This is a genomic window from Paenibacillus sp. 453mf, assembly GCF_900116105.1.
Lineage (GTDB): Bacteria > Bacillota > Bacilli > Paenibacillales > Paenibacillaceae > Paenibacillus > Paenibacillus provencensis.
On sequence record NZ_FPAC01000002.1, the window covers coordinates 19,162 to 42,421 of the forward strand.

Annotated in this window: 19 protein-coding genes; 17 read left to right on the forward strand and 2 right to left on the reverse strand. The window is 48.0% G+C overall.

Annotated features, from left to right (window positions below; translation table 11 throughout):
- Positions 1 to 4: 4 nt before the first annotated feature.
- Both murQ and BM415_RS14425 read right to left on the reverse strand, forming a co-directional pair.
- A complete protein-coding gene (murQ, locus tag BM415_RS14420) occupies positions 5 to 925 on the reverse strand; it encodes an N-acetylmuramic acid 6-phosphate etherase (RefSeq protein ID WP_091159301.1) in 921 nt (306 codons plus the stop codon).
- A 177-nt stretch (positions 926 to 1,102) separates the two neighbouring features.
- Positions 1,103 to 2,065 carry a BadF/BadG/BcrA/BcrD ATPase family protein gene (locus tag BM415_RS14425; protein ID WP_170862494.1) on the reverse strand — a complete coding sequence of 321 codons (963 nt, stop codon included), beginning with the start codon at positions 2,063 to 2,065 and terminating at the stop codon, positions 1,103 to 1,105.
- Between the two features lie 212 nt (positions 2,066 to 2,277).
- Here BM415_RS14425 and BM415_RS14430 point away from each other — a divergent pair, with 212 nt between their 5' ends.
- The 17 genes from BM415_RS14430 (at position 2,278) to BM415_RS14510 (ending at position 23,254) form a co-directional block, all read left to right on the forward strand.
- The gene (locus BM415_RS14430) at positions 2,278 to 3,114 is read left to right on the forward strand and encodes a MurR/RpiR family transcriptional regulator (RefSeq protein WP_091159304.1); all 837 of its coding nucleotides are present in this window, start codon (positions 2,278 to 2,280) and stop codon (positions 3,112 to 3,114) included.
- A gap of 52 nt (positions 3,115 to 3,166) precedes the next feature.
- The gene (locus BM415_RS14435; RefSeq protein WP_091159306.1) at positions 3,167 to 4,510 is read left to right on the forward strand and encodes an ABC transporter substrate-binding protein; all 1,344 of its coding nucleotides are present in this window, start codon (positions 3,167 to 3,169) and stop codon (positions 4,508 to 4,510) included.
- A 32-nt stretch (positions 4,511 to 4,542) separates the two neighbouring features.
- The gene (locus BM415_RS14440) at positions 4,543 to 5,895 is read left to right on the forward strand and encodes an ABC transporter substrate-binding protein (RefSeq protein ID WP_091159308.1); all 1,353 of its coding nucleotides are present in this window, start codon (positions 4,543 to 4,545) and stop codon (positions 5,893 to 5,895) included.
- A gap of 121 nt (positions 5,896 to 6,016) precedes the next feature.
- A complete protein-coding gene (locus tag BM415_RS14445; RefSeq protein ID WP_091159309.1) occupies positions 6,017 to 6,937 on the forward strand; it encodes a carbohydrate ABC transporter permease in 921 nt (306 codons plus the stop codon).
- A 32-nt stretch (positions 6,938 to 6,969) separates the two neighbouring features.
- Positions 6,970 to 7,803, forward strand: a complete 834-nt coding sequence (locus tag BM415_RS14450) for a carbohydrate ABC transporter permease (RefSeq protein WP_091159766.1) — start codon at positions 6,970 to 6,972, stop codon at positions 7,801 to 7,803.
- 21 nt (positions 7,804 to 7,824) lie between these two features.
- Entirely contained in the window at positions 7,825 to 8,937 is a 1,113-nt protein-coding gene (gene ugpC, locus BM415_RS14455) for an ABC transporter ATP-binding protein (RefSeq protein ID WP_091159311.1), read from the forward strand.
- A 15-nt stretch (positions 8,938 to 8,952) separates the two neighbouring features.
- Positions 8,953 to 9,648, forward strand: coding sequence for a hypothetical protein (locus BM415_RS14460; RefSeq protein WP_091159313.1), 696 nt, complete (start codon positions 8,953 to 8,955; stop codon positions 9,646 to 9,648).
- Positions 9,649 to 9,748: 100 nt separating this feature from the next.
- Entirely contained in the window at positions 9,749 to 10,921 is a 1,173-nt protein-coding gene (locus BM415_RS14465) for an exo-beta-N-acetylmuramidase NamZ family protein (protein ID WP_091159314.1), read from the forward strand.
- A gap of 4 nt (positions 10,922 to 10,925) precedes the next feature.
- Positions 10,926 to 12,602, forward strand: a complete 1,677-nt coding sequence (nagZ, locus tag BM415_RS14470) for a beta-N-acetylhexosaminidase (protein ID WP_091159767.1) — start codon at positions 10,926 to 10,928, stop codon at positions 12,600 to 12,602.
- Positions 12,599 to 13,783 (forward strand): anhydro-N-acetylmuramic acid kinase, encoded by a 1,185-nt coding sequence (locus tag BM415_RS14475; RefSeq protein WP_091159316.1) that lies wholly within the window; start codon positions 12,599 to 12,601, stop codon positions 13,781 to 13,783. The genes nagZ and BM415_RS14475 overlap by 4 nt, the downstream gene beginning before the upstream one ends.
- A 269-nt stretch (positions 13,784 to 14,052) precedes the next feature.
- Positions 14,053 to 15,189, forward strand: coding sequence for a DUF2087 domain-containing protein (locus tag BM415_RS14480; RefSeq protein ID WP_091159318.1), 1,137 nt, complete (start codon positions 14,053 to 14,055; stop codon positions 15,187 to 15,189).
- A gap of 151 nt (positions 15,190 to 15,340) precedes the next feature.
- Entirely contained in the window at positions 15,341 to 16,135 is a 795-nt protein-coding gene (locus tag BM415_RS14485; protein ID WP_091159319.1) for an NAD-dependent epimerase/dehydratase family protein, read from the forward strand.
- 280 nt (positions 16,136 to 16,415) lie between these two features.
- A complete protein-coding gene (locus tag BM415_RS14490; RefSeq protein WP_091159322.1) occupies positions 16,416 to 17,972 on the forward strand; it encodes a response regulator transcription factor in 1,557 nt (518 codons plus the stop codon).
- Complete coding sequence (locus BM415_RS14495; protein ID WP_091159324.1) at positions 17,969 to 19,780, forward strand: cache domain-containing sensor histidine kinase; 1,812 nt, start codon at positions 17,969 to 17,971, stop codon at positions 19,778 to 19,780. The genes BM415_RS14490 and BM415_RS14495 overlap by 4 nt, the downstream gene beginning before the upstream one ends.
- 317 nt (positions 19,781 to 20,097) lie before the next feature.
- Positions 20,098 to 21,384, forward strand: coding sequence for an ABC transporter substrate-binding protein (locus BM415_RS14500; protein WP_091159325.1), 1,287 nt, complete (start codon positions 20,098 to 20,100; stop codon positions 21,382 to 21,384).
- Positions 21,385 to 21,539: 155 nt separating this feature from the next.
- Positions 21,540 to 22,433 (forward strand): carbohydrate ABC transporter permease, encoded by an 894-nt coding sequence (locus tag BM415_RS14505; RefSeq protein ID WP_091159769.1) that lies wholly within the window; start codon positions 21,540 to 21,542, stop codon positions 22,431 to 22,433.
- Positions 22,430 to 23,254: a carbohydrate ABC transporter permease gene (locus tag BM415_RS14510; protein WP_170862495.1), complete on the forward strand. Its 825-nt coding sequence runs from the start codon at positions 22,430 to 22,432 to the stop codon at positions 23,252 to 23,254. Before BM415_RS14505 ends, BM415_RS14510 begins: the two co-directional genes overlap by 4 nt.
- The last annotated feature ends 6 nt before the right edge of the window (positions 23,255 to 23,260 follow it).

Here is a 23,260-nt window from a genome sequence, read left to right on the forward strand (position 1 = left end):
TTTATTATGAAGTTGGAGTACTGTCGATCGCCTTGCGGACATAGCCTTTGGATGAAGCGAGCAGCTTCCTGGCTGCTATCGCGTCTGAACCGGTCATAATCATAACAATGGCTGTCTTGACATGGCCTTCTGATTCTATATAGGCATCATTGATCTGCTCTTCGGCTGCTCCGGTTGCCAGCTTAATGATTCGTTTGGCGCGATGGACCAGCTTCTCATTGGAAGGGTTAAGATCAATCATCAAATTTCGGTATACTTTACCGGAGCGAATCATGGCTGTCGTCGTCAGCATATTCAAAATAAGCTTCTGTGCGGAGCCGGACTTCATTCGGGTAGAGCCCATGATGACCTCGGGCCCGGTTACAGCTTCAATCGTATAGTCTGCCAGCGGCTTCATGGCTGAATTGGGGTTGTTGCAGAGTCCAACGACAAGAGCGCCCAGAGCACGAGCTTCCTTCATGGCACCCAGCACATAAGGCGTTCTGCCGCTTGCGGCAATGCCGATAACAACATCGTACGGGCCGACCTGATGGGAGTGCATATCTGAGCTGCCCCCTTGTTCACTGTCCTCTGCACCTTCCACAGCTGCTCGAACTGCCTCAAAGCCTCCGGCGATAAGCCCTTGAATGAGTGATGGATCCGTACCGTAGGTTGGAGGGCATTCTGATGCATCAAGGATGCCGATCCTGCCGCTGGTACCAGCACCGACATAAAATAAGCGTCCGCCTCGTTCAAAACTATCCACAATTCGATCGGCAATCCTTGCGATATCAGGTATGAGCGGTCTAATTACCTTGGCGATTTGCTGATCCTCATCGTTAATGAGCTTCATAATTTCAATGGAATCCAGCTGATCAATATGGTCTGTTCTCGGATTGGGCTGTTCAGTAATCAACTGGCTAAGTTTATGACTTAGATGATTCATAAAAGGTACGGCCTCCTTCGCTCCTGGCCCGAACTCTTGAATAGACTATGAATTATGCTATTCATCTATATGGCCGGGCCTCTTGATTACAAGCTTCTCTATATTAGTGAATCTTCTTTTGTAAGTAACGGCAGGACAGAGATGAAGCGGTAGATGTAAAGGAAAAGAGAGATTACTTCATAAGAGTCCATGGGTCCCTTGAGCGGGGGAGAACCGCTGTCGTGCAATCAGGGCTGCGCCATAGGCTGGCGGCCTGTGTTCTGAACCTGTGACCATATTAAGGTGGGGGAAGATAGTACTTACGCATTCCTCATAGTGTGCTCTATATATAGAGGAATGAAGGAAGATAGAGCCAGTCATAGCGACCATTTCCTGCTGAAGATCAGGGTGAGAACGTAGAAGAGCAATGGTTGTGTCTGCCAGACTTGCGGCCTGAGATCTAAGTATGCTGCATGCAAGCAGATCTCCTTCCTCGGCGGCACGAATGCACAGCTTAGCATAAGAAGCAATGATCTTCTTACTAAAGGGCTGTTGATAAATGAAGGTACGAAGCTCTGTTATCTCGTTTAACCGACAGGCTTCTTGAACGAGGGAAGTCAGTAAGGTAGGTGGGGCGATGTTGTCATAACTTCTCATGATCCCTTGAAGAGTCTGCAGGCCAATCTGATAACCGCTGCCCTCATCCCCAAGGAGATGCCCCCAGCCTCCGGCACGGTGAATGCCTCCCTCTCTTGTAAATCCATACACAATGGAGCCTGTTCCGGCGATCACAAGTACGCCTGTGTGCACCCCAGTTGCTGCCATGAGAGATATTTCTCCCTCTGTACAAACCGCAATAGGAAAGGAGAGGGATCTGCGTTTCAAACATCGTGTAACCTGATTTATAAGCGTGTTCTTCTCTTCATCCGAGTAAAAACCTGACATACCAAGACAAATACCATTACACAATAGAGAGCGTTCGTTAATAAATATGAGTGTGGTTTCCAGTAACCTGTCGAGCTCATTGGCTGCTTCAAGAGGTGGAATTGTATAGGGGTTGGTTGCCCCGCCATAGAATTGAGCGAGAATAGACTCGTCATCAAGCACGGCTGTTACTTCTGTTTTGGAACCGCCACCATCCACGCCTATAAAGACATTCAACGCTTCACCCCTTCTCATTTTTTATTTAGTATAGGTCATAATTTCCAGGATGTAAAATAAAATTTTAAGTATATAAATAATTATTGAAATTATATTTCATACCTCATATAATAATATCAATCCAAACATATTTGGAAGGATAGAGAACTGAATATGTTAGCTTATCTAACCTATATGTACATATTTTGTTGAATGGAGGTGGAGCTGCACACATGAATGGTGGCTTGGTTCGTCTCAAGGAATTCTATGAAACGCTGAATCCTTCGGAACGTAAAATTGCGGCCTACATTCTGCAGCAGCCTGGCGAGATTATCGAGCTCTCCGTTGCCGAGCTGGCAGCAAAGAGTGGTGCAAGTCAGGCAGCGATTATCCGTCTATGCAAAACGATCGGCTTCAAAGGCTATCAGGATCTTAAGATTAAAGTGGCAGGTGACTTGCAGGAGTCGGATGAGCAGGCAGGCTATCAGGAGATCAGACCGAATGACAGTGTATCTGCGATGATTCGAAGCGTATCGAACAACAATATTCAGTCCATCCGAGATACGCTGAAGATTATGGACGAGGCGATGGTTGAGCGAGCCGTTTCTTTAATGGATCAGGCAAGGCGTATCTATTTCTTTGGCGTTGGAGCTTCAAACCTAATAGCGATGGATGCACAACAGAAGTTTTTAAGAATTAACAAGATGAGCTTCTCCTTTGCTGATCCGCATCAGCAGCTGACCTCAGCGGTCACGATGACAGAAGAAGATGTGGCCGTCTGCATTTCCTATTCGGGTGAAACGGAAGAAGTGCTTCGTGTAGCTGAACTGGTCCGGGAGCGGGGGGCAGGAGTGATCAGCATGACCAAATACGGACATTCCAAGCTAAGCAAGCTTGCGACCGTACCTCTATACACATCATCCACAGAGAGTGAAATTCGAAGCGGTGCTATGGGTTCCCGAATGACTCAGCTCAATCTGATTGATATTTTGTATCTCTGTGTAGCCAGCAAGAATTACGAGCAGTCGGTGAAATATCTGGAGGAGAGCAGGCGGGCCCTAAGAAGGTAGTCTAATCTACGGTGTTCCTTTAAGTGGAACGAATGAGGGGAGATAGGTGCTAATGCGTAAAACATGGATTATGCTGACCTCTATTCTTATGTTTGCGGCGACTGCCTGCAGCGGGGGAGGAGGCAGCGAACAAAGCGCGGATGCCAAGGATACGGTGACGGTCTGGACGTATCCTGTTCATAACAAGTATGAAGAGGACCTCAAGGAACTCCTCGCCGATTTTAATAAGGAACACCCGAATATCACCGTCAAGACCGAGATGCTCACCTGGGCTGAGGGCCCGAAGAAATTTGATGTCGCCTTGAATGCGGGTAATCCGCCGGATCTGTATTTTCACAGTGTAGATGGAAGCTATGTCGATTCTGGTCTTGCTATTCAGCTGGATGATTATCTGACACCCGAGATCAAGGAGGATTATTACCTGGGAACGCTGGAACTCGGGCAGATTCAAGGAAAACAATACGGGCTTCCGATCTACCAGTACCAATGGGGTTGGGGAGGCAACAAACGTATTTTTGAGGAAGCTGGAGTTGATTGGCAGAAGATTCAGCAGGAGGGCTGGACTTGGGATGAGTTCCTTGAAATTGCGCCAGATCTAATGGGAACTGCTCCAGACGGATCTCCGCAATATGCCTTTGTAACTGAAGGACAGACCATGGAAATTATGGAGCTGCTATCTCGCAACAACAATATGCCGGATGTACTGAATGCGGAAGGAGAGTTCCAGTGGAATGATGATCGGATTCTAGAAACGCTGAAGTTCCTGGAGACCCTTCGCACAGAAGGCTATATGCCAAAAGAAACGGCAGCCATTGCTCCTGCGAAACGTGTAGAAATGTTCTATGCCGAGCAGGCGGCCATTATCTCCAAGGCCATCCCTTATTACGATGTGCTCATCAAGCAGCGGAACGCGGATATTGATGCAGGTACGGTTCAAGGAGCCAAGGTTGAATTCGTATTGCTGCCGGTTCCCCATCATAAGGATGCTCCGCAGAAATCAACAATGGGCGGCGAGGGCTATGTAGCCTTTAGACAGAAGAATGATAAGGGTGAGCAGCATGCCAAGAACACCTTCCTTGTCATGGAAGCACTAAGCGGTGCCAAAGCCGGAAATTCAGCCAATGAGCTCGTGCTGCCGTTTGTTAGAAAATCACAGGCTGAATATTTTGAAGGCAAGGGTCTGGGTACTCCAGAAACGCTGGAGGCAGCCAGCATCATGGCAGAGCATATGGAGCAGCCAGTCGTTCTCTCCCTTGATTCAGCGCTTGCAGCGAAGCAGAAGCAGTTCAAGGAACAGGTGATGAAGCCGAACATTCAGGCACTATTTACAGGCGAGAAGACAGCCGAAGAGATTGCGGCCGAGTTCAAGGCTAAGGGAGAAGAGATGTTCAAGTAAAATCTAGACTAAGAAAAGGGGGAAAGGTGTATATGAAAAAACCGGTTGCGCTTATGATCGCTATGATGATGCTCATCGTGACAGCCTGCGGCGGCGCTTCTGACAGTGAAGCGGAGACCGTAGATGCGGATGCCAAAGACACGGTAACCGTGTGGACTTACCCTGTTCATGGCACGTACGAAGATGAGTTGAAGGAACTTATCGCTGATTTTAATCAGGAGCATCCCCATATTACGGTCGAGTACGAAATGCTTACATGGGCAGAGGGTCCTAAGAAATTTGACGTTGCTCTGAATGCGGGCAATCCGCCAGATCTGTATTTTCACAGTGTTGATGGCGCTTATGTGAAGACGGGGCTTGCACTTGAATTGGACTCCTATCTGACCGAGGAGATCAAGAATGACTATGTGCCCGGCACACTAGAGCTTGGGCAAATTCAAGGCAAACAGTATGGCTTGCCGATATATCAATTCCAGTGGGCATGGGGCGGCAATAAGCGCATTCTGGAGGAAGCGGGAATTGACTGGAAACAGATCCAGCAGGAAGGCTGGACCTGGAGTGAATTCAACGAGGCGGCTGCCAAGCTTACAGGCACGGCTCCTGACGGCACCACGCAATATGCGCTCGTCACAGACGGAACCTCGCTGGATTTTATCGAATTGCTGACCCGCAACAATGGAATGCCGGATGTACTTAACGCCAGTGGCGAATTTCAGTGGAATGACAATCGTATATTAGACACACTTACCTTCATACACAACCTCATTGATCAAGGCTATATGCCAAAAGAAACCGCAGCCATTGCTCCCGCAAAACGGACGGATATGTTCTATGCCGGGCAAGCGGCCATCATCTCCAAAGCACTTCCCTATTATGATGTCATGATTCAAAATCGTAACAAAGATATTGATGCCGGCACCGTCCAAGGCGAAAAAATCGAATTTGTATTGCTTCCCGTACCGCATAATGACGGGGCTGAGCCCAAGTCTACCATGGGCGGTGAAGGTTACGTTGCCTTCAAGCAAAAGAATGACAAGGGCGAGCAGCATGCCAAGAACACGTTCCTTGTGATGGAGGCGCTGAGCGGCGCCAAAGCAGGGAACTCGGCCAACGAGCTCGTACTTCCTTTCGTTCGGCAATCACAAGCCGAATATTTCGAAGGCAAGGGCCTGGGCACACCGGACACCATAGAAGCTGCGAATATCATGGCAGAGCATATCGAGATTCCGGTAACCCTCTCACTCGACATTGACAAATCAGCACAGCAGAAGCAGTTCAAGGAACAAGTCGTGAAGCCTAACATTCAAGCCCTGTTCTCCGGGGAGAAGACACCTGAGCAAATCGCGGAGGACTTCAAGGCAAAGGCAGAGCAAATACTCAAATAAATAGCGTGATTAGCAGAGGAGGCTGTCCTGAGGACGAAGTCCTTGGGACCCTTTCTGATTAGAAGGAATGCCTATGGATGGATTCAATTTCGATAATAAAAACTCGAGGGGGTGAGGATTGATGCAGACATCACTTGCGCCAAAAAGGACACCTTCCCGGCAAAGCCCAATGCGAGCGATTAAGGAATATGGCTGGGCCTATCTCTTCATATTAGCTCCGGTTCTGCTGTTTCTCGTATTTACGCTTTATCCGGTGGGTCATGCTTTTTTTATGAGCTTCCAGGAGTACGGCATTATGAATTCCACCTGGGTAGGGTTGGATAACTATAGTCGGTTATTCCAGGACGCTACATTCTGGAAGTCGATGCGAAACACCGCTTTTTTCACACTGGGAACAGTGCCTGTCAACATTATTATTACCTTCGTCTTGTCTGTGCTGATCTTTCAAATGAAGAGTAAGTGGCAGACCTTCTTCAAAGCAACGCTATACCTGCCGGCAGTCGCATCTGGCGTTACGATCTCCGTGGTATGGCTGGCTATATTCGATCCGACCGAAGTCGGACTTCTCAACAGGTTCCTTAGCTGGTTTGGGCTTGATCCTGTGATATGGCTGGGACAATCCAGCACAGCGCTCTTCTCGCTCATCCTGATGAGCTGGCTCGGCTCCCATGGCGCGGGGATTATCCTCTACATGGCCGCTCTGGGCGGCATTCCGAAGTCGCTCTATGAGGCGGCGGATATTGATCATGCCAGTGCATGGACCAAGTTTACGAAGATTACTTGGCCCCTGCTTAAGCCAACGACGCTCTACCTGCTCGTTACAGGCGTAATCGGGTCGTTCCAGGTATTCATTTCGGTTTATTTGATGACCCAAGGGGGTCCGAACTTCGCGACAACTACGATAGCTTATTTGATCTATCAGACCGCCTTCGTATTCTATGAGTTTGGTTTGGCTTCGGCGCAGTCGTTTGTACTGGCTCTCATCATCGTGGTCATCTCCGTAATCCAGTTTAAATACTTCTCCAGCGATGTTGAATATTAAAGGCGGCTATAGAGGGGGTGTGATGTATGACGATGAAACTACAAAAAAAATCGGTTCTGCTCATTCTGGCAGCCGTTATTATTTTGCTCTGGGCGATTATAACGATCATTCCGCTGTACTGGATGCTGGTCGGCTCTGTTCAGGATACGAAGGTGTCGGCTACATTCCGGCCGCAGATGATTCCTGAAGTGATCTCGATGTCGCCTTATGAGCGGTTCTTTGGCAAAACGGATGCCTGGCGCTGGTTATGGAATTCGTTTATTATCGCAGCCATTACCACGATTACGAACGTGTTTTTCGCTTCGCTCGCAGGTTATGCCTTCGCCAAGCTCAAATTCCCGGGGGACAAGGCCATCTTTTGGGTGCTGCTCAGCACGATGATGATTCCTGCGCAGGTTACGCTTATTCCCCTCTATATTTTGATGGTGAATGTGTTCAATATCGGGGACACCTACACGGCGATTATCTTGCCGACGGCTGTCAGCGTGGGGAATATATTTCTCATGAAGCAGTATATGTCCTCCCTTCCTACTTCGCTCATTCATGCGGCACGGATTGATGCCTGCAGCGAGTTCGGGATCTTCTGGAAGGTCATTCTGCCGATGGCGAAGCCGGGACTTGCTGTCCTGGCGATCTTCAGCTTCGTTGCCTCATGGAATGAGTTCTTCTGGCCTTTCCTTATTACGAATTCAAGCGATATGCGGACCATTCAGGTTGGGCTTGCTTCCTTCGTGTTCGGCGATGCGTCCGATTTTGCCGCCATGATGGCGGGAGCGACCGTGGGCGCAATGCCCATGATTATCCTGTTCTTCTCCCTGCAGCGCTACTTCCTGCAAGGCATTACTATTGGAGCCGTTAAAGGCTGATACGAGAAAGGAGGAATACCTATGGCACGCGTGGAGTTTCGACAAGTGCGCAAGCAGTTTAGTGATGACAAAAAAGGGACCTTTACCGCGGTAGCGGGCTCCGACTTCGTTATTGAGGATCAAGAATTTGTCGTGTTCGTTGGTCCCTCCGGCTGTGGAAAGACAACATCGCTTCGAATGATTGCAGGACTAGAAAAGCAGACGAGCGGCGATATTCTAATCGGCGAAAGGGTCGTCAACGACCTGCATCCGAAGGACCGGGACATTGCTATGGTGTTTCAGGATTATGCGCTATATCCTCACATGACGATTCGGGAGAACTTGTCCTTTGGTCTTCGCAATCTGAAGAAGGATAAAGAGTATATTAATCAGCAGGTGGAAAATGCGGCCGGTATTTTGGGACTCACGCATATGCTGGAGCGGAAGCCGAAAGAACTGTCCGGCGGTCAGCGCCAGCGTGTGGCCGTCGGCCGGGCCATCGTCCGGGACCCGCAGGTGTTTCTGTTCGATGAGCCGCTCTCAAACCTTGATGCCAAGCTTCGCATCCAAATGCGGGTAGAGCTGAGCGAGCTTCACAAGCGGCTTGGAGCAACCATTGTATATGTGACCCATGATCAGGTGGAAGCGATGACCCTAGGAGAACGGATCGTGGTGATGAACAACGGCATTATCCAGCAGATTGATTCCCCGACCGAGCTGTATGCCAATCCGCAGAATATGTTTGTCGCCGGGTTTATCGGATCGCCTGCGATGAACTTCATTGATGCTGTCGTTGAGGGCAACAGGATTCGTATTGAAGGAGCGGAGCTGACTCTAACAGATGAGGTAGCCGCCGGACTTGCGGGTTATCACGGCAAGAAGGTTGTGCTCGGTATTCGTCCAGAGCATATTTACGGAGAGGACATCGCTCCGAGTCTGAATGAATATCACAAGATCGAAGCGAAGATAGATGTCGTTGAGCATCTCGGATCGGAGAACCTGATCTATTTTCACATCGGGAGCCGGTTGATTACGGCGAAGGTCAATCCCGAAACAACAGCTTATACGGGAATGTCCAAAACCTTCTTGTTTAACTTGCATAAGGCCCATTATTTTGACCCGGAGACAGAACAAAGAATTATTTTAACTTCGTAAAGGGAGTGAATGTCGATGCGTAAGCTGAGTGAGGTGTTGGTCAAGACTGGAGCGGAGATTTATCGGGAGATCATCCCCGTTGCCCTATACAGTGTACTCAGTTCATTGATTCTGATTCCCACTGTACTGCTGCTGCCCATAACGGCTGCCTTGTTTGTCATTCCTTTCATTTATATGCCGCTGTTCTTTGGTGTACTGAATGTATTCCATCATAAAATGGAGCGTAAGAGCAGAAGGAACGGGCTTAAGGATTTGGCTGCCGGAGTGCGAAAAGGGTATTTTCCTGCGGTTGTCATGGGGCTGTTCATATCGCTGCTCGTGTTCATTCTCTGGTCCACTTGGTGGTATTACGGGGGCAAAGACGGCATGTTCTATACTATTATTGCTGTGTTCCAGACTTATTTTGTCATCATGGCGTTCATCTCTCAATTTCATACGTTCCAGCTTGTTCTACAGAAGGAGATGGGGATCTTCAAGGCGATGGGAGAAAGTGTCAAGCTGCTCCTGCGGCATCCGGGTTACACTGTCGGCGCCTTCTTCCAGACGGTATGTCTTACTGTGCTGCTCGCTCTGACAGCAGTCGGCTTCCTCGTACTGTTCAACGGGATGATGGGAATTTATATGTACAAGGTGACGGCTAATTTAATTGAAGAAGAGCCGGCCGCTGCCGAGTGGAATGAACAGGGAATAACGGCTGGCTCTGTTAGATAGTATTGAAATTGATTGCTCAAGGTCTTATGCCTGCAAAGGTAATAAAAAGGCGCAGGTAGTGATATCCTGCGCCTTCTCTATAGCCAAGGGAGGGTATGACATGAAGATAAACGTGCTTACCGGAGCTGACCGATTATCCAAAGTATCACATCCATTTCTTGAAGGCAAAAGAATAGGACTGGTTACGAACCCTACAGGCATGACCGCTGATTTCAGAACAACGGTTGAGGTGTGTGCGCAGCTTGAGAACAGCCGGCTGACCGCCTTATTTGCAGGAGAACACGGGCTGTACGGTGAGCGTCAGGCAGGGGTTCTGTTCGAGGATGAGATTCATCCGGTACTCGGAATTCCGGTGTTCAGCCTGTACGGCAAGCATAAGAAACCAACGCCGGAAATGCTGGCACAGGTGGATACGGTTATTTTTGATATGCAGGATGCAGGGGTGCGCTTCTATACGTATCTGTCCACTCTCTTCTATATAATGGACGCTTGTGCTGCCAGTGGGAAATCACTGCTTATTCTTGATCGAATCAACCCGATTGGGGGAATGAAGGTCGAAGGGGGTATATTGCAGCAAGGGTATGAATCCTTTGTGGGTGCCTGGCATACACCAATACGCTATGGGATGACCATTGGAGAGATCGCCTTGATGCGGAACAAGGAAGAGGGTATCGGATGTGAGCTGGATGTCGTCAAGCTTGAAGGCTGGAGGCGAGCGATGACCTATGCCGAAACGGGACAGCCTTGGATGATGCCGTCACCTAATCTCCCCTCGCCAGAAACGGCTGAGATATATGCAGGGACTTGTTTCTTTGAAGGCACGAATGTGTCTGAAGGCCGGGGCACGACCAGACCATTTGAGTGGATAGGAGCACCCTGGATGGACGGCGAGCGGATTGCACGGCGGATGGAAGCTCATCAGCTTCCCGGTGTCCATATTCATCCTGTGTATGCTTCACCGGTGTATTCCAAGCATCAGGGACTGCTGTGCGGGGGTGTTCGGCTGTTCATTACGAATAGAGATCAATTTAAAGCAGTAGAGACAGGGCTGATGCTGCTGCACGAAATTGCATGCTCGTATCCTCAGCACTTTGAATGGACCCCGCCTCCTTCAGGCGGCAGCCGATATTTTATTGATCTGCTTACGGGAGGAAGGGAAATTAGAGAATGGATTCAAGACGAAGAAGGACTTCGGAGGATCCTGGCGAATTGGCATCAGGACGAAGAGAAATGGCATGAGAGAAGAGCATCTTATCTGATCTATGGGAGCTGAGAACATGAATTCAAATTCTAATGTAGAAGCACTGCTTGCTCGTTTAAGTCTGCGTGAAAAAATCGGTCAATTGCTGCTGTGCGGACTTCCGGGTCCTGAATTGACAGAGCCGCTCGCAGAATTTATCAAGGCGCATCCTGTCGGAGGGATTATTTATTTTGCCCGGAACGTAGAGAACCCTGGACAGATGGCGCAGCTTACACATCAGCTGCAAACCACTGCGAGTGAAGCGGGACAGCTGCCGCTGCTGATATCCATTGATCAGGAAGGCGGTATGGTTGCACGTATAGCGGATGGAATTACCTTATTCCCTGGCAATATGGCGATTGCCGCTGCAGGCTCCAGCGAGGATGCTTATGAAGCGGCGCTGGCCAGCGGCAAGGAATTAAGTGCACTCGGTATTAATTTGAATTTTGCACCCGTACTGGATGTGAACAACAATCCGCTTAATCCGGTAATTGGAGTCCGTTCCTTCGGTGAGTCAGCACAAATGGTAGCCGAGTATGGTGCCCAGGCGGTTCGGGGATATCAGGATGCAGGTGTATCTGCGTGTGCGAAGCATTTCCCTGGACATGGCGATACAGCGGCTGACTCGCATCTGGATTTGCCGATTGTTCCCCATGATTTGGAGAGAATGAAGCAACTGGAGCTGACACCTTTTGTGAAGGCGATTGAAGAGGGTGTGGACTTTATAATGTCCGCTCACATCTACTTTCCGGCACTTGAAGCTGAGAAGAAACCGGCAACCTTATCTTCATCTGTACTGACAGGACTGCTGAGAGAACAGCTTGGCTATGAGGGAGTAATCATGACCGACTGCATGGAGATGCATGCCATCGTCGATACATATGGCACCGTGGAGGCTTCTGTAATGGCACTTGAAGCAGGAGCCGATCTGGTGCTGATCAGTCATACCCATGAGCTGCTTGCCGGGGCATATCAAGCTATTGAGCAGGCAGTGGCTGCAGGCCGTCTCAGTGAAGAGCGAATTAACGAGTCAGTCCGCCGTTTGCTGTCGCTGAAGATCCGGCGCGGCATCATGATGGAGGATGGCAGCTTCCCGGAAGAGGTGCTGGCTGCACCTGTGAGTGACGCGAGCGGCTTGCCAGCGGGTGTCGGGCTTGCAGAGCATGGAGACATCGCTCGCCGCATTAGTGAACACAGCATGACACTCGTTCGTGATGAAGCAGGCATGCTCCCGCTGTCCGGGAGGAAGGTGCTTGCTGTGACCGTGGCTTCCTCTGCGATGACCATTGCGGATGAGAAAATCAAGGATCAGCTTAGTCTTGGCGCTGCGCTGGTGGAGCAGGGGCTTCAGGTGGAAGATCTGAGTATAGCGGCAGCAGAGGTCGCGGAGCAGAGTGAATCTGTTATCACTGCAGCAAGCAGCCCGGACATTGAGCAAATTGTGATCGCTACTTATAACGCTCATTTCTATGCCGAGCAGGCACAGCTGGTGAAACAGCTGCAGGCTACGGGCAAGCCGCTCGCGGTGGTCGCTACGCGCAATCCTTATGATCTTAAGGCGTTTCCGGATATTAAGGTATATATCGCGGCTTATGAGAGCAGGCCTATCGCCATGAGGAGCGCTGCAAGAGCCTTGCTTGGCTCGATTCCATTCAAGGGCAAGCTGCCTGTAACCCTTGGTGATGAGATGACAGCAGGCACCTCCTCGCGATGATCAGCATAACAGGCTTCAAAACAGAGAGTCTAGCCATCGGGCTCATGTCAGGTACGTCGCTCGATGGTGTGGATGCAGCACTGGTTCGAATAAAAGGGAGTGGGCTGACTACGACGTCCAGACTGATTGCCTATGTACAGCTTCCATATGAGGAGGATTTCAGAGAGCAGATCAAAGCACTGTGTAATATCGAACAGTCTAGTGTAGCGGATGTTTGCTCCATGAATTTTCTGCTTGCAGACCGATTTGCCGCTGCCGCAGAAGCCGTATGCCAACAAGCGGGCATCGCTATGGATGAAGTGGACTTTATCAGCTCGCACGGACAGACGGTGTGGCATATTCCGAAGTCAGACGCAGCACAGTCACTTGCCCGCTCGACCTTACAGCTTGGGGATTTGTCGGTCATCGCAACTCGGACCGGAAGACCGGTCGTGGGTGATTTCAGACCAGCAGATATGGCGGCAGGAGGGCAGGGCGCTCCACTTGTTCCTTATGGAGATCTGATATTGTTCGGTGATGCACTGCAGGGGAGAGTATTGCAAAATATTGGGGGAATCGGGAATTGCACGGTTCTCCCTGCTGCCTGCACGGCTGATCAGGTAACGGCTTATGATACGGGACCGGGTAACATGATTATCGATCAAGTGGTGCTCGAATTGTCTGGAGGAAAGCTTGCCTATGATGAGAACGGGAAGTGGGCAGCTGAGGGAACGCCGGATAAAGCCTTGGTGGCTAAAATGATGCAACACCCCTATTTCTCACAGATGCCCCCTAAATCCACCGGCCGTGAACTATTTGGAGCGGCATATGCAGCGGCTGTTCTAGCCGGTGCAAGGGAGCGTGGATTGTCCTCAGCGGATATTGTAGCTACCGCTACTTGGTTCACGGCGAAGTCGATTGCGGACAGTTATGAACGCTGGGTTTTTCCTAAAAACAAGATTGATCAAATCATTGTATCTGGCGGGGGTGCGCATAACGAGGTGCTCCTAGCTATGCTGAGTGAGCTGCTTCCGGGCCGGACAGTTGCCAAAGCAAGCTCGTTTGGGATTGATGATGATGCCAAAGAAGCGCTGATCTTTGCACTGCTCGGTAACGAATGTATCCACGGCATACCAAACAATGCCCCCTCTGCTACTGGCGCCGGTCGCCGGGTTGTGATGGGCAAACTGGCGCTCGGCTGAACCGGAATGATGCGAAAGATCGCCCTGTGGAATCGGATCATCAAATGAATCGTTCAGATTGCCTTGTTGAATGTGTGATAAGCAGGATTGTGATGGGAGTTTACCCTCATTGTCCTGCTTTTTTTAATGTTCGCATCATTCTGAGAGCTGAAGATCGAATCTGACATACATAAAATTGAAAATTTATAGATAAAAATTATATATGTTTGACAATAAACAAACATAATAATATTATGTCTATATAAAATGTAATGGAGAGTGCGAATAATATGGATGTGAATAAAGCCTATATGTATGATGCAGGGCTGGAGGAGATTAAGCGAGGATATATGGAGCGCGATCTCGAGTTCGTCTGTGTTTGCTGCGGCGAACGGATTGAGAAGGGAGTTATCTATCCGGTTGACGGCATCCTCTATGAAGCATTCAGGTATATTCAGATCCATATCGAGCAGGAGCATGGGTCTGTGTTTGAATATTTGATTTCACTGGATAAGAGTGTGAGCGGACTCTCGGATATACAGCGCAAGGTGTTAGCGAAATTCTACGAAGGCAAGAAGGATGCCGACATTCAGAAGGAGCTTGGTGTAGGATCAACATCGACCATACGCAATCATCGTTTTGTATTGAAGGAGAAGGAGCGCCAGGCCAAGGTGCTGCTTGCGGTGATGGAGCTGCTGAGTGAGATTGATACGAATCGCCCTGCCGAGCTGGAGGCTCCGATCAGCAAACGCGCAGGTAAGAATGATGACAGGTACAGCATTAGCTCCTCTGAACAAGACAGGGTGCTTAAGAAATACTTCCCCCATGGCGTGGAGGGACCGCTTAAGACCTTTTCCATGCAGGAGAAGCATCGCATCATTGTGATGAACGAGCTTGCTAAGCGCTTTATACCCGGCGTCGAGTACACGGAGCCTGAGGTGAACCGGATGCTTGAACAAGTGTATGAGGACTATGTGACGGTGCGCAGATATATGGTGGATTACGGAATACTGAGCAGGGAAGAAGACGGAAGCCGGTATGTGTTGACCAATTCTATAGGAATGGAGGATAAGAAGATGAACCGGAGAGAGGAATTACAGCTGCAGGCGAAAGAAATGAAGACCGAGGCAGGGGTTTACCAAATTCGCAATAAGGAGAACGGCAGGCTCTACGTTGCCAGCACACCGAATTTGAAATCTATAAACGGACAGCAATTTATGCTGAACATGGGAAGTCATCGAAATCACGGGCTGCAACAGGAGTGGGCAGAGCTTGGTGAGAGCGCATTCGAAATTGAAGTGCTGGAGAAGCTGAAGGTGCCGGAGGGCAATCCCTTCTTCGATGCAAAGGATGCGCTGAAGAAGCTGGAGGCGAGCTGGCTTGAGAAGCTCAAGCCTTATGCACCGAACGGCTACAACACTTTATAATGAGGAATTTGCATAAATTTCAAAAAGAACACATGTACAATCGAGATTATTGTGCATGTGTTTTTTGTTTTTTTGGTTAGTTAATACTGGGGTATAGTGGAACTCATCTTTATATCCCGGGAAATAATCTTACGAAGGGTGGAAGGAAGGAATGGCTGATAGACGGAAAATACTCATCACAGGTGCCGCGGGTAGGATCGGAAGCTGTCTTGCCCAAGGCTTACAGGCGACAGAGGCATATGACATTATTGCGGCAGATCTGAATGCGAATGATGCACAGGGCATTAAACCGCTGGATGTCACAAATGCGGAACAGCTGCTTGCTCTTACGGAAGGCGTTGACACCGTGCTTCATATTGCATGGGCGAAGGATGAAGAAGACTTCCTGGGCAAAGTGCTGCCGATCAATGTAACAGGGGCCTATCATTTATATGAAGCAGCACGCAAGCAAGGAGTGAGACGCATTATTTTCGCAAGCTCAAACCATGCGACTGGCTTCTATAAAGTGGAGGAAAAAGTAGAGGTGACAGATCCTTACCGCCCAGACAGCTTCTATGGATTAAGCAAGTGCTATATAGAGCTGCTCGGGAGATTGTATGCAGATCGGCATGGGATATCCTCCATCAATATCCGAATCGGCAATTTCCCAGGTGATGACCGTCCGCATTCGGCAAGAGCCGCCCATATTTGGATTTCAGAGCGGGATATGGTGCAGCTGGCTGAGAAATGCATCGAGGCCTCGGATGATCATAAGTTTCTATGCTTGTACGGGACTTCGGCCAATACCGACAATTACTACGATATCGGATATTTGGAATCGCAGATCGGGTACAAGCCTCAGGACGATGCTGCCGACTTGCTTGAAGAAGCCAAAAGGAAAGGGGTCCGGATTAAGGAAGACGAGACAGATTACCAGGGTGGAGGAATGACGGGAGCAGCGCATTAGGTGTGGAAATTCTGACGATGAAAGATAGGAATAAGTGCGATGAGCTAAGAAGGTATTTGCAAGAAATATCATCTTAGCTTATTTTATTTGCATACATAGAAGCCGGTTCGTTCTTGATTAAGGTTGTTTGTATAAGCCATCATCTATACAATATATAAAACAAATGAACGGAAGCGTTTCATTAACTATTTTCTGCAGATTTAAGATACCCATGTCCCTACTTTGGGCGCCTGGCGAGATTAGTTGGGCTTTTTTTGTATTCAAGAGGAGGTATGAAATATTGAAATCCATATGCAAAGTGATGATCGTTGATGATGAGATGCTGGTAAGGCAGGGCATTAAGCATCTAATGAACTGGGAACAGGCCGGATTTCGAATTGTAGGCGAAGCTGCGAACGGACTTGAGGCACTTGATCTTGTGGAAGAGGTTAAACCTCATATCATTCTGACCGATATCGTGATGCCCATCATGGATGGCGAGAAATTCGTGAAAATTGTGAAGGAACGGCATCCAAGGATTGAAGTTATCGTTCTCAGCAGCTTTAGTGAATTCGAGTACGTCAGGTCCACCTTCCAAAGCGGTGTAGCTGATTATATATTGAAACCAAAGCTGGAAGCCGATTATTTGCTCAGCATTCTGAATAAAACGGCAGCCCAAATCGTGGAGTTACAGGAAACTGCAGTAGAAGAACCAGCTGAGGAGAGGTACATTGAACAGGCAGCGGAGAAGCTGATTGCAGGCTATGAAGCCGAGCTTCAGCCAGGAATGCTGGATACCGTCCTGCCGGGGGACAGCTATGTCCTCTTCGGCATGGATATGAAGCACATCGCAATGCAGGAAGTGAGATCTAGCTTGATTCAGACCGTAGAAACGATGATCTCACAGGTTACAGATACGGTAAGCATTCATCTGAATATGAAGGACCAGGCTCTTTATTTAATGAATATGGACTCTGGGGTTTGGAACAGCCTCATTATGGAAGTAAGAGAAAGGATAGGGCAGCTGCCGCCGGAAAAAAAATCAGGGGTGCACTTTGTTTTGACTGATCGTTTTACGGATTTTTACCAGTTAGGAGAGGTGTATCAGAATCAGTTCTTGTCGCTTGCGCGGTATTCCTTCTATCTGCCGGATATGCATTTTATCTTTGGCGGGGATCTGCCGGACTTGCCTCAGGTGGCAGCAGACCTCGACATGGGGGAGCTGACAGAGCAGCTGAAGCGGAAGCAGTTTCAGAGAGGCTTTGCCGGATTTCTGGAGCACATTCATCTTAAATCTATGGATTACCGAACGGATACTTTCGAGTTCAAGGCCTATCTAGGCAATTTTATTTTTAATGTGACGAGCACACTTGGAAAAATGAAATATGATACAGAGCGGCTGGAGCAGAGCAAATATGAGTTCTTCCGCAGAATTGATGAGGCGAGATATGCCCGGGATGCGATCCAACGGATTGTTGATTTCATTCATGAAGCCGAGCAGGTAATCGGCGAAACCAACACTGCGGTAAATCCGAATATGGCGATGCTGCTGAGCTATATTCAGGAGCATTTCAGGGAGTCAGTTACTCTAACCGAGGTAGCCAAACAATTTCATTTCAACCCATCCTACTTGTCGAGCTATTTCTCGGCTCATAATAACGAGGGGTTCAGCGAGTATCTGAACAAGATCCGTGTTCAAAAAGCGATGGAGCTGCTTACTTCAACAGAGGAGTCAATCTCTGAGATCAGCGCAAGTGTCGGGTATTCGGATCAGAGCTATTTCACCAAAGTGTTCAAGAAGCTTACGGGTTTATCACCAAGCACCTATCGCAGAGAGCAATTTGCAAAAGAGGAATGAGATATATGAGAATGTTCAATAATCAAAGCTTGTTTGTCAAACTGTTCCTCGTTACATTAATCAGTCTTATTACGGTATCTGTACTCACACTGGCAATAACGATCCGGATGTCGGAGCAGGTCTTCCTGCAAACCTTCAGCATCACGAATACGAAGCTGCTGAATCAGATGAAATCGAATCTTGAATCCTATAACGGAGCGGTGGCTACTACTACGAACTTGGTTAGTCAGAGCGGAACCATACGCAACTATTTGACGAGCGGAGATACGGATTCCGTATCTCTGGCGATGCAGACATACAATATGACCCAGCGAATGAAGACCATCAGCTCTAATCTGAGTGCTTATGAAGTCAGTATTATGATACTAGGCGCCAATGGGCGCAGCTACACGACAGATCCGTGGTACTGGTCCGGAACAGCAGCTGAGCTTGCGGATCATCCGATCACAGAGAGAACCATTCGTAATCCTCACAAGATCGTGTATCAGCTCTACCATGATGACAGTCAGTCAGGTACATGGAAAGAGCCTGTGCTGATTGCTTCCAAAGCGCTGTATCATCATGGCTCGGATGAAATTTACGGAACCATATATGTCATGATCAGAGACAGCATGTTCAAACCTTTCTATGCCAATTTCACGAGTGACGGAAATGATGTGCTCCTGATGAATGATGAAGGAATGGTAATCTCCAGCAATCAGCAGGAACTGATTGGAATGACAGATAAAACCCTGCTGAACAAAGTAGTCGCTGACCAGCGAAGTGGAGAGTTGGGGAAGAATGCCGATCTGCTGGGTGATGACCGCATCTTGTTCTCCGAGTACTTACCTGAGTTCGACTTCTATCTGGTCAACCTGATCGATAAGGATGCTGCTATCGGACAGTTGGTTAACGTAAGAGCGCTGACACTGACCACCCTTGGTATTGTGGGAATAACTCTTATTATCGTGTACTTTATGACTAGAAAAATGACAAGATCTCTGCGAGGGCTGATTCATCAGATGTCAGGTATCCCAACGAAAGGATTCAGCAATTATGTCGATATCTCGACAAGCAGCCGGGAGGCTCAGGAGCTCGGAAATGCGTTCAATTTTATGCTGGACGAGCTGAATGACTACGTAGACAGACTTGTTAAGACCGAGAAGCAGCAGCGTAATGCAGAGCTTGCAGCACTGCAGATGCAGATCAATCCTCACTTCCTTTACAACACACTTGCGTCAATTAAATTTCTGGTTCAGCAAGGAGACCGTGAACGGGCAGCAGAGACGATTAACTCCTTAATTACCCTGCTGCAAAATACGGTAAGCGATGTGGAATCGACCATTCCCGTGAGGCAGGAAATAGAGACACTGAAAAACTACGTGTATATTAACCATGTTCGCTATGGAGACAAAATTCGTGTGAACTATTTCATAGAGCCCGGTGTCATGGATTATGAGGTTCCTAAACTCATTATTCAGCCATTTATCGAAAATGCATTTTTCCATGCTTTTAATCACAAAGGGGAAGGAAGCATCATCATTATGATTTCCTGTCAGCATGAACAGCTGATCTGTGAGGTCGTTGATAACGGAGACGGAATGGATATGGAATTAGATCGTCATAACAAAGCGGGTGAGGAGACCAAGCTTCCGCAGACAAAGCGGAATCGCAAGCTGTTCTCTGGGATCGGTATTAAAAATGTGGATGAGCGGATTAAAATCATGTACGGGGAAGACTATGGTGTCCAAATTACAAGCAAGCCCGGTGAAGGAACCAAGGTGAAAATCAGTCTGCCGCTAATTCAATCCAACAAGGACAATTCATAAGGCTCAGGATTATACCGTGACTGCCAAAGTGATGAAAATAATTCTAAACTACAGGTTATGAGTACATGTAGTCATAAAAATATTGCAAAAAGCTAAAGATATTACCTGACAATGACTCTTGTACTCTTGCCAACACCCAATAAAAGAACAAAAGCTTGCAAAGATAGTTCTAAAGAAAACGCATACAAGAGTGATAAGATGGGAGTATAGTAAGAGTAAACGCTTCCATCTTTTATTTTTTCAGATTTTGCATCAAGCCGAGGCGCATGTCCCGGACATAGAACATCTCATTTACAAGCCTTGAGGGGGTTATGATTTTGAAAAAATTATTGTCTGTAATGCTGGCGAGTAGCGTACTGTTGACCGCTTGTGGCGGCGGTGGAGGAGAATCCGGATCAGGGGACAGCGCAGATACGAACGAAATTACCGTATGGGCCTGGGACCCGGCATTTAATATTGCGGCAATGAACAAAGCAAAAGAAGCGTATGCTGAGGTTAATCCAGACGTGACGGTCAACATCGTGGAGAACGCACAAAATGACATTGTACAGAAGCTGAACACGGGACTTAACTCTGGATCTACAAGAGGTCTTCCGAATATCGTATTGATTGAGGATTACAGAGCACAAAGCTTCCTGCAATCCTACCCGGATGCTTTCTATGAATTAACCGATGTGATCAATGCTGAGGACTTCGCAGATTATAAGATTGGTCCAACGAGTGTAGACGGCAAGCAATATGGTGTACCGTTTGACTCTGGTGTCACCGGCATGTATGTCAGAACGGATTATCTGGAGCAGGCAGGCTATACGCTTGAGGATCTGCAGGATATCGATTGGAAGCAGTACATTGAGATCGGTAAAGACGTAAAAGAGAAGACAGGCAAAGCGATGTTGACTCAAGACCCTAACGATCTGGGTATCATCCGTATGATGATCCAATCCGCTGGCAGCTGGTATACAGCTGAAGATGGTTCAACACCAACGATCGCTGATAACGAAGCGATGAAGTCGGCGTTCGAGATCTACAAAGAAATGATGGATTCTGGTATCGTCAAAGTCAACTCGGACTGGAGCCAATTCGTCGGTGCATTCAACAGTGGTGAAATTGCAACCGTTCCTACAGGAAACTGGATTACACCATCCATCAAAGCCGAGGCATCTCAGTCTGGCCAATGGGCAGTAGCTTCACTTCCTACGCTTCCTGGTGTTGAAGGTTCTGTGCATGCATCCAATCTTGGAGGAAGCTCCTGGTATGTTATGAATGTGGATGGCAAAGAGGCGGCCGCTGAATTCCTGAAGCAGACCTTTGGTTCTGATGTGGATCTGTATCAAACCTTGAATACAGATGTAGGTGTTATCGGTACACTCAAAGCAGCTGCAGAAGGTGAAGCGTACAAGGCAGAGGATGAATTCTTCCAGAATCAAAAAGTCGTATCCGATTTTGCTGCTTGGACAGAACAAATTCCGAACGTGAACTACGGTCTGAACACCTATGCAATTGAAGACATTCTCGTAGTAGCGATGCAGAGCTACCTTGGTGGACAGGATCTGGATACCGTTCTGGGTGATGCTCAGTCTCAAGCGGAAACGCAAATTCGCTAATCTTAGAATAACAACAAACCCTTGCTCTTTACGCTGCTTCTTAAGAGGATTGCTCTTTTGAGGAGAAGGGGCAAGGGTTTTCTAAAGAACAGAATAGATTAGATAAATAGAAGCTTAGTTATGGAAGGAAGTGGAGTGGCGTGAAACCTGCGAAGTTGACCTCAGGCCGCAAAAGTTTAGTCAGTTACAATCGCACGAATTTAGCGGGCTGGTTCTTTATATTGATACCGGTTCTGGCAATCAGTATTTTCTATTTCTATCCGATGATTCAGGCGTTGATCCTGTCGTTTAAATCCGGCCGGGGGATGAATCTGGATTTTGTCGGATTCGACAACTACATCCGGTTGTTCAGCGATGCTAACTTCATTACAGCTGTAAAAAATACATTTATTTACTTGATCATTCAGGTTCCAGTCATGCTCGTACTGGCGATCTTTATCGCAGTCTTGCTGAACGATGAGAATTTGAAGTTCAAAGGATTTTTTAGAACTGCAATCTTCTTGCCGACGGTAACTTCCCTCGTTGCTTATTCAGTCGTATTTAAATACATGTTCGGTGCAGACGGTATCGTCAACAAGATGCTGATGAACTTTCATCTGATCTCTGAGCCGATTCAATGGATTACAGACCCGTTCTGGGCAAAAGTAACGATCATTATCGCCATTACATGGCGCTTTACAGGCTACAACATGATATTTTATTTATCTTCTCTGCAAAATATCGACAAATCGGTATACGAGGCTGCGAGAATTGACGGGGCAAATGCTTTTACACAGTTCTTCAAAATTACGATTCCACTGCTCAAACCGATGATCCTGTTCACAGGAATTACCTCCACGATTGGTACACTCCAATTGTTTGATGAGGTCGTCAATATCACGAAGGGCGGACCTGGTAATTCGACCATGTCGATCTCGCAGTATATCTATAACTTATCCTTTGAATATACGCCGGACTTCGGCTACGCAGCAACAGTATCCTATTCCATCGTCGTTATGGTTGTACTGCTTACCATTATTCAGAACAAGATTGGAGGCGATAAAAAATGATCAAGCCGAAACGCTTTTTTACGTATTTGTTCCTTATTATCGCCACCATCGTTTCCATCTTTCCGTTTATATGGATGATCGTAAGCGCAACGAACCAGTCGGTGGACGTTACCAAGGGAACATTGCTGCCGGGGTCCCATCTTATAGAGAACGTTACGAACTTATTTAACAGTGTAGATATGTGGCAGGCGCTCTGGAATTCGGCCAAAATCTCCATCACCACAACCATTCTGTCCTTGCTCGTTGCATCGGCAGCCGGTTATGGGTTTGAGGTATACCGCAGCAAGGCCAAGGATGTCGTATTTAACATCCTGCTTGCATCCATGATGATCCCGTTTGCTGCAATTATGGTGCCCTTGTATCAAATGTTTGCGAAGGTATCCAATATCGCACCATTCTTCGGCATTGACACAGCGGCGGCCGTTATTCTGCCAACCTTTACAACGGCATTCCTGATCTTCTTCTTCCGTCAGAGCACGAAGATGTTTCCGAAGGATCTGCTCGAAGCAGGGCGTATGGACGGTCTAACAGAGCTTGGATTGTTCTTCCGTGTATATATGCCGACGATGAAATCCACTTATGCTGCTGCAGCCATCATTACGTTCTTGAACAGCTGGAACAACTACCTGTGGCCGCTGATCGTGCTTCAATCTCCGGAAAATATGACGGTGCCGCTTCTGATCTCGAATCTCGGATCGGGGTACGCTCCGGACTATGGACTAATCATGTCCGCGATTGTAATTACAACATTGCCGACGGCCATCGTATTCTTCTTGATGCAAAAGCATTTCGTTGCAGGAATGACGGGGTCCGTTAAATAATTAAGT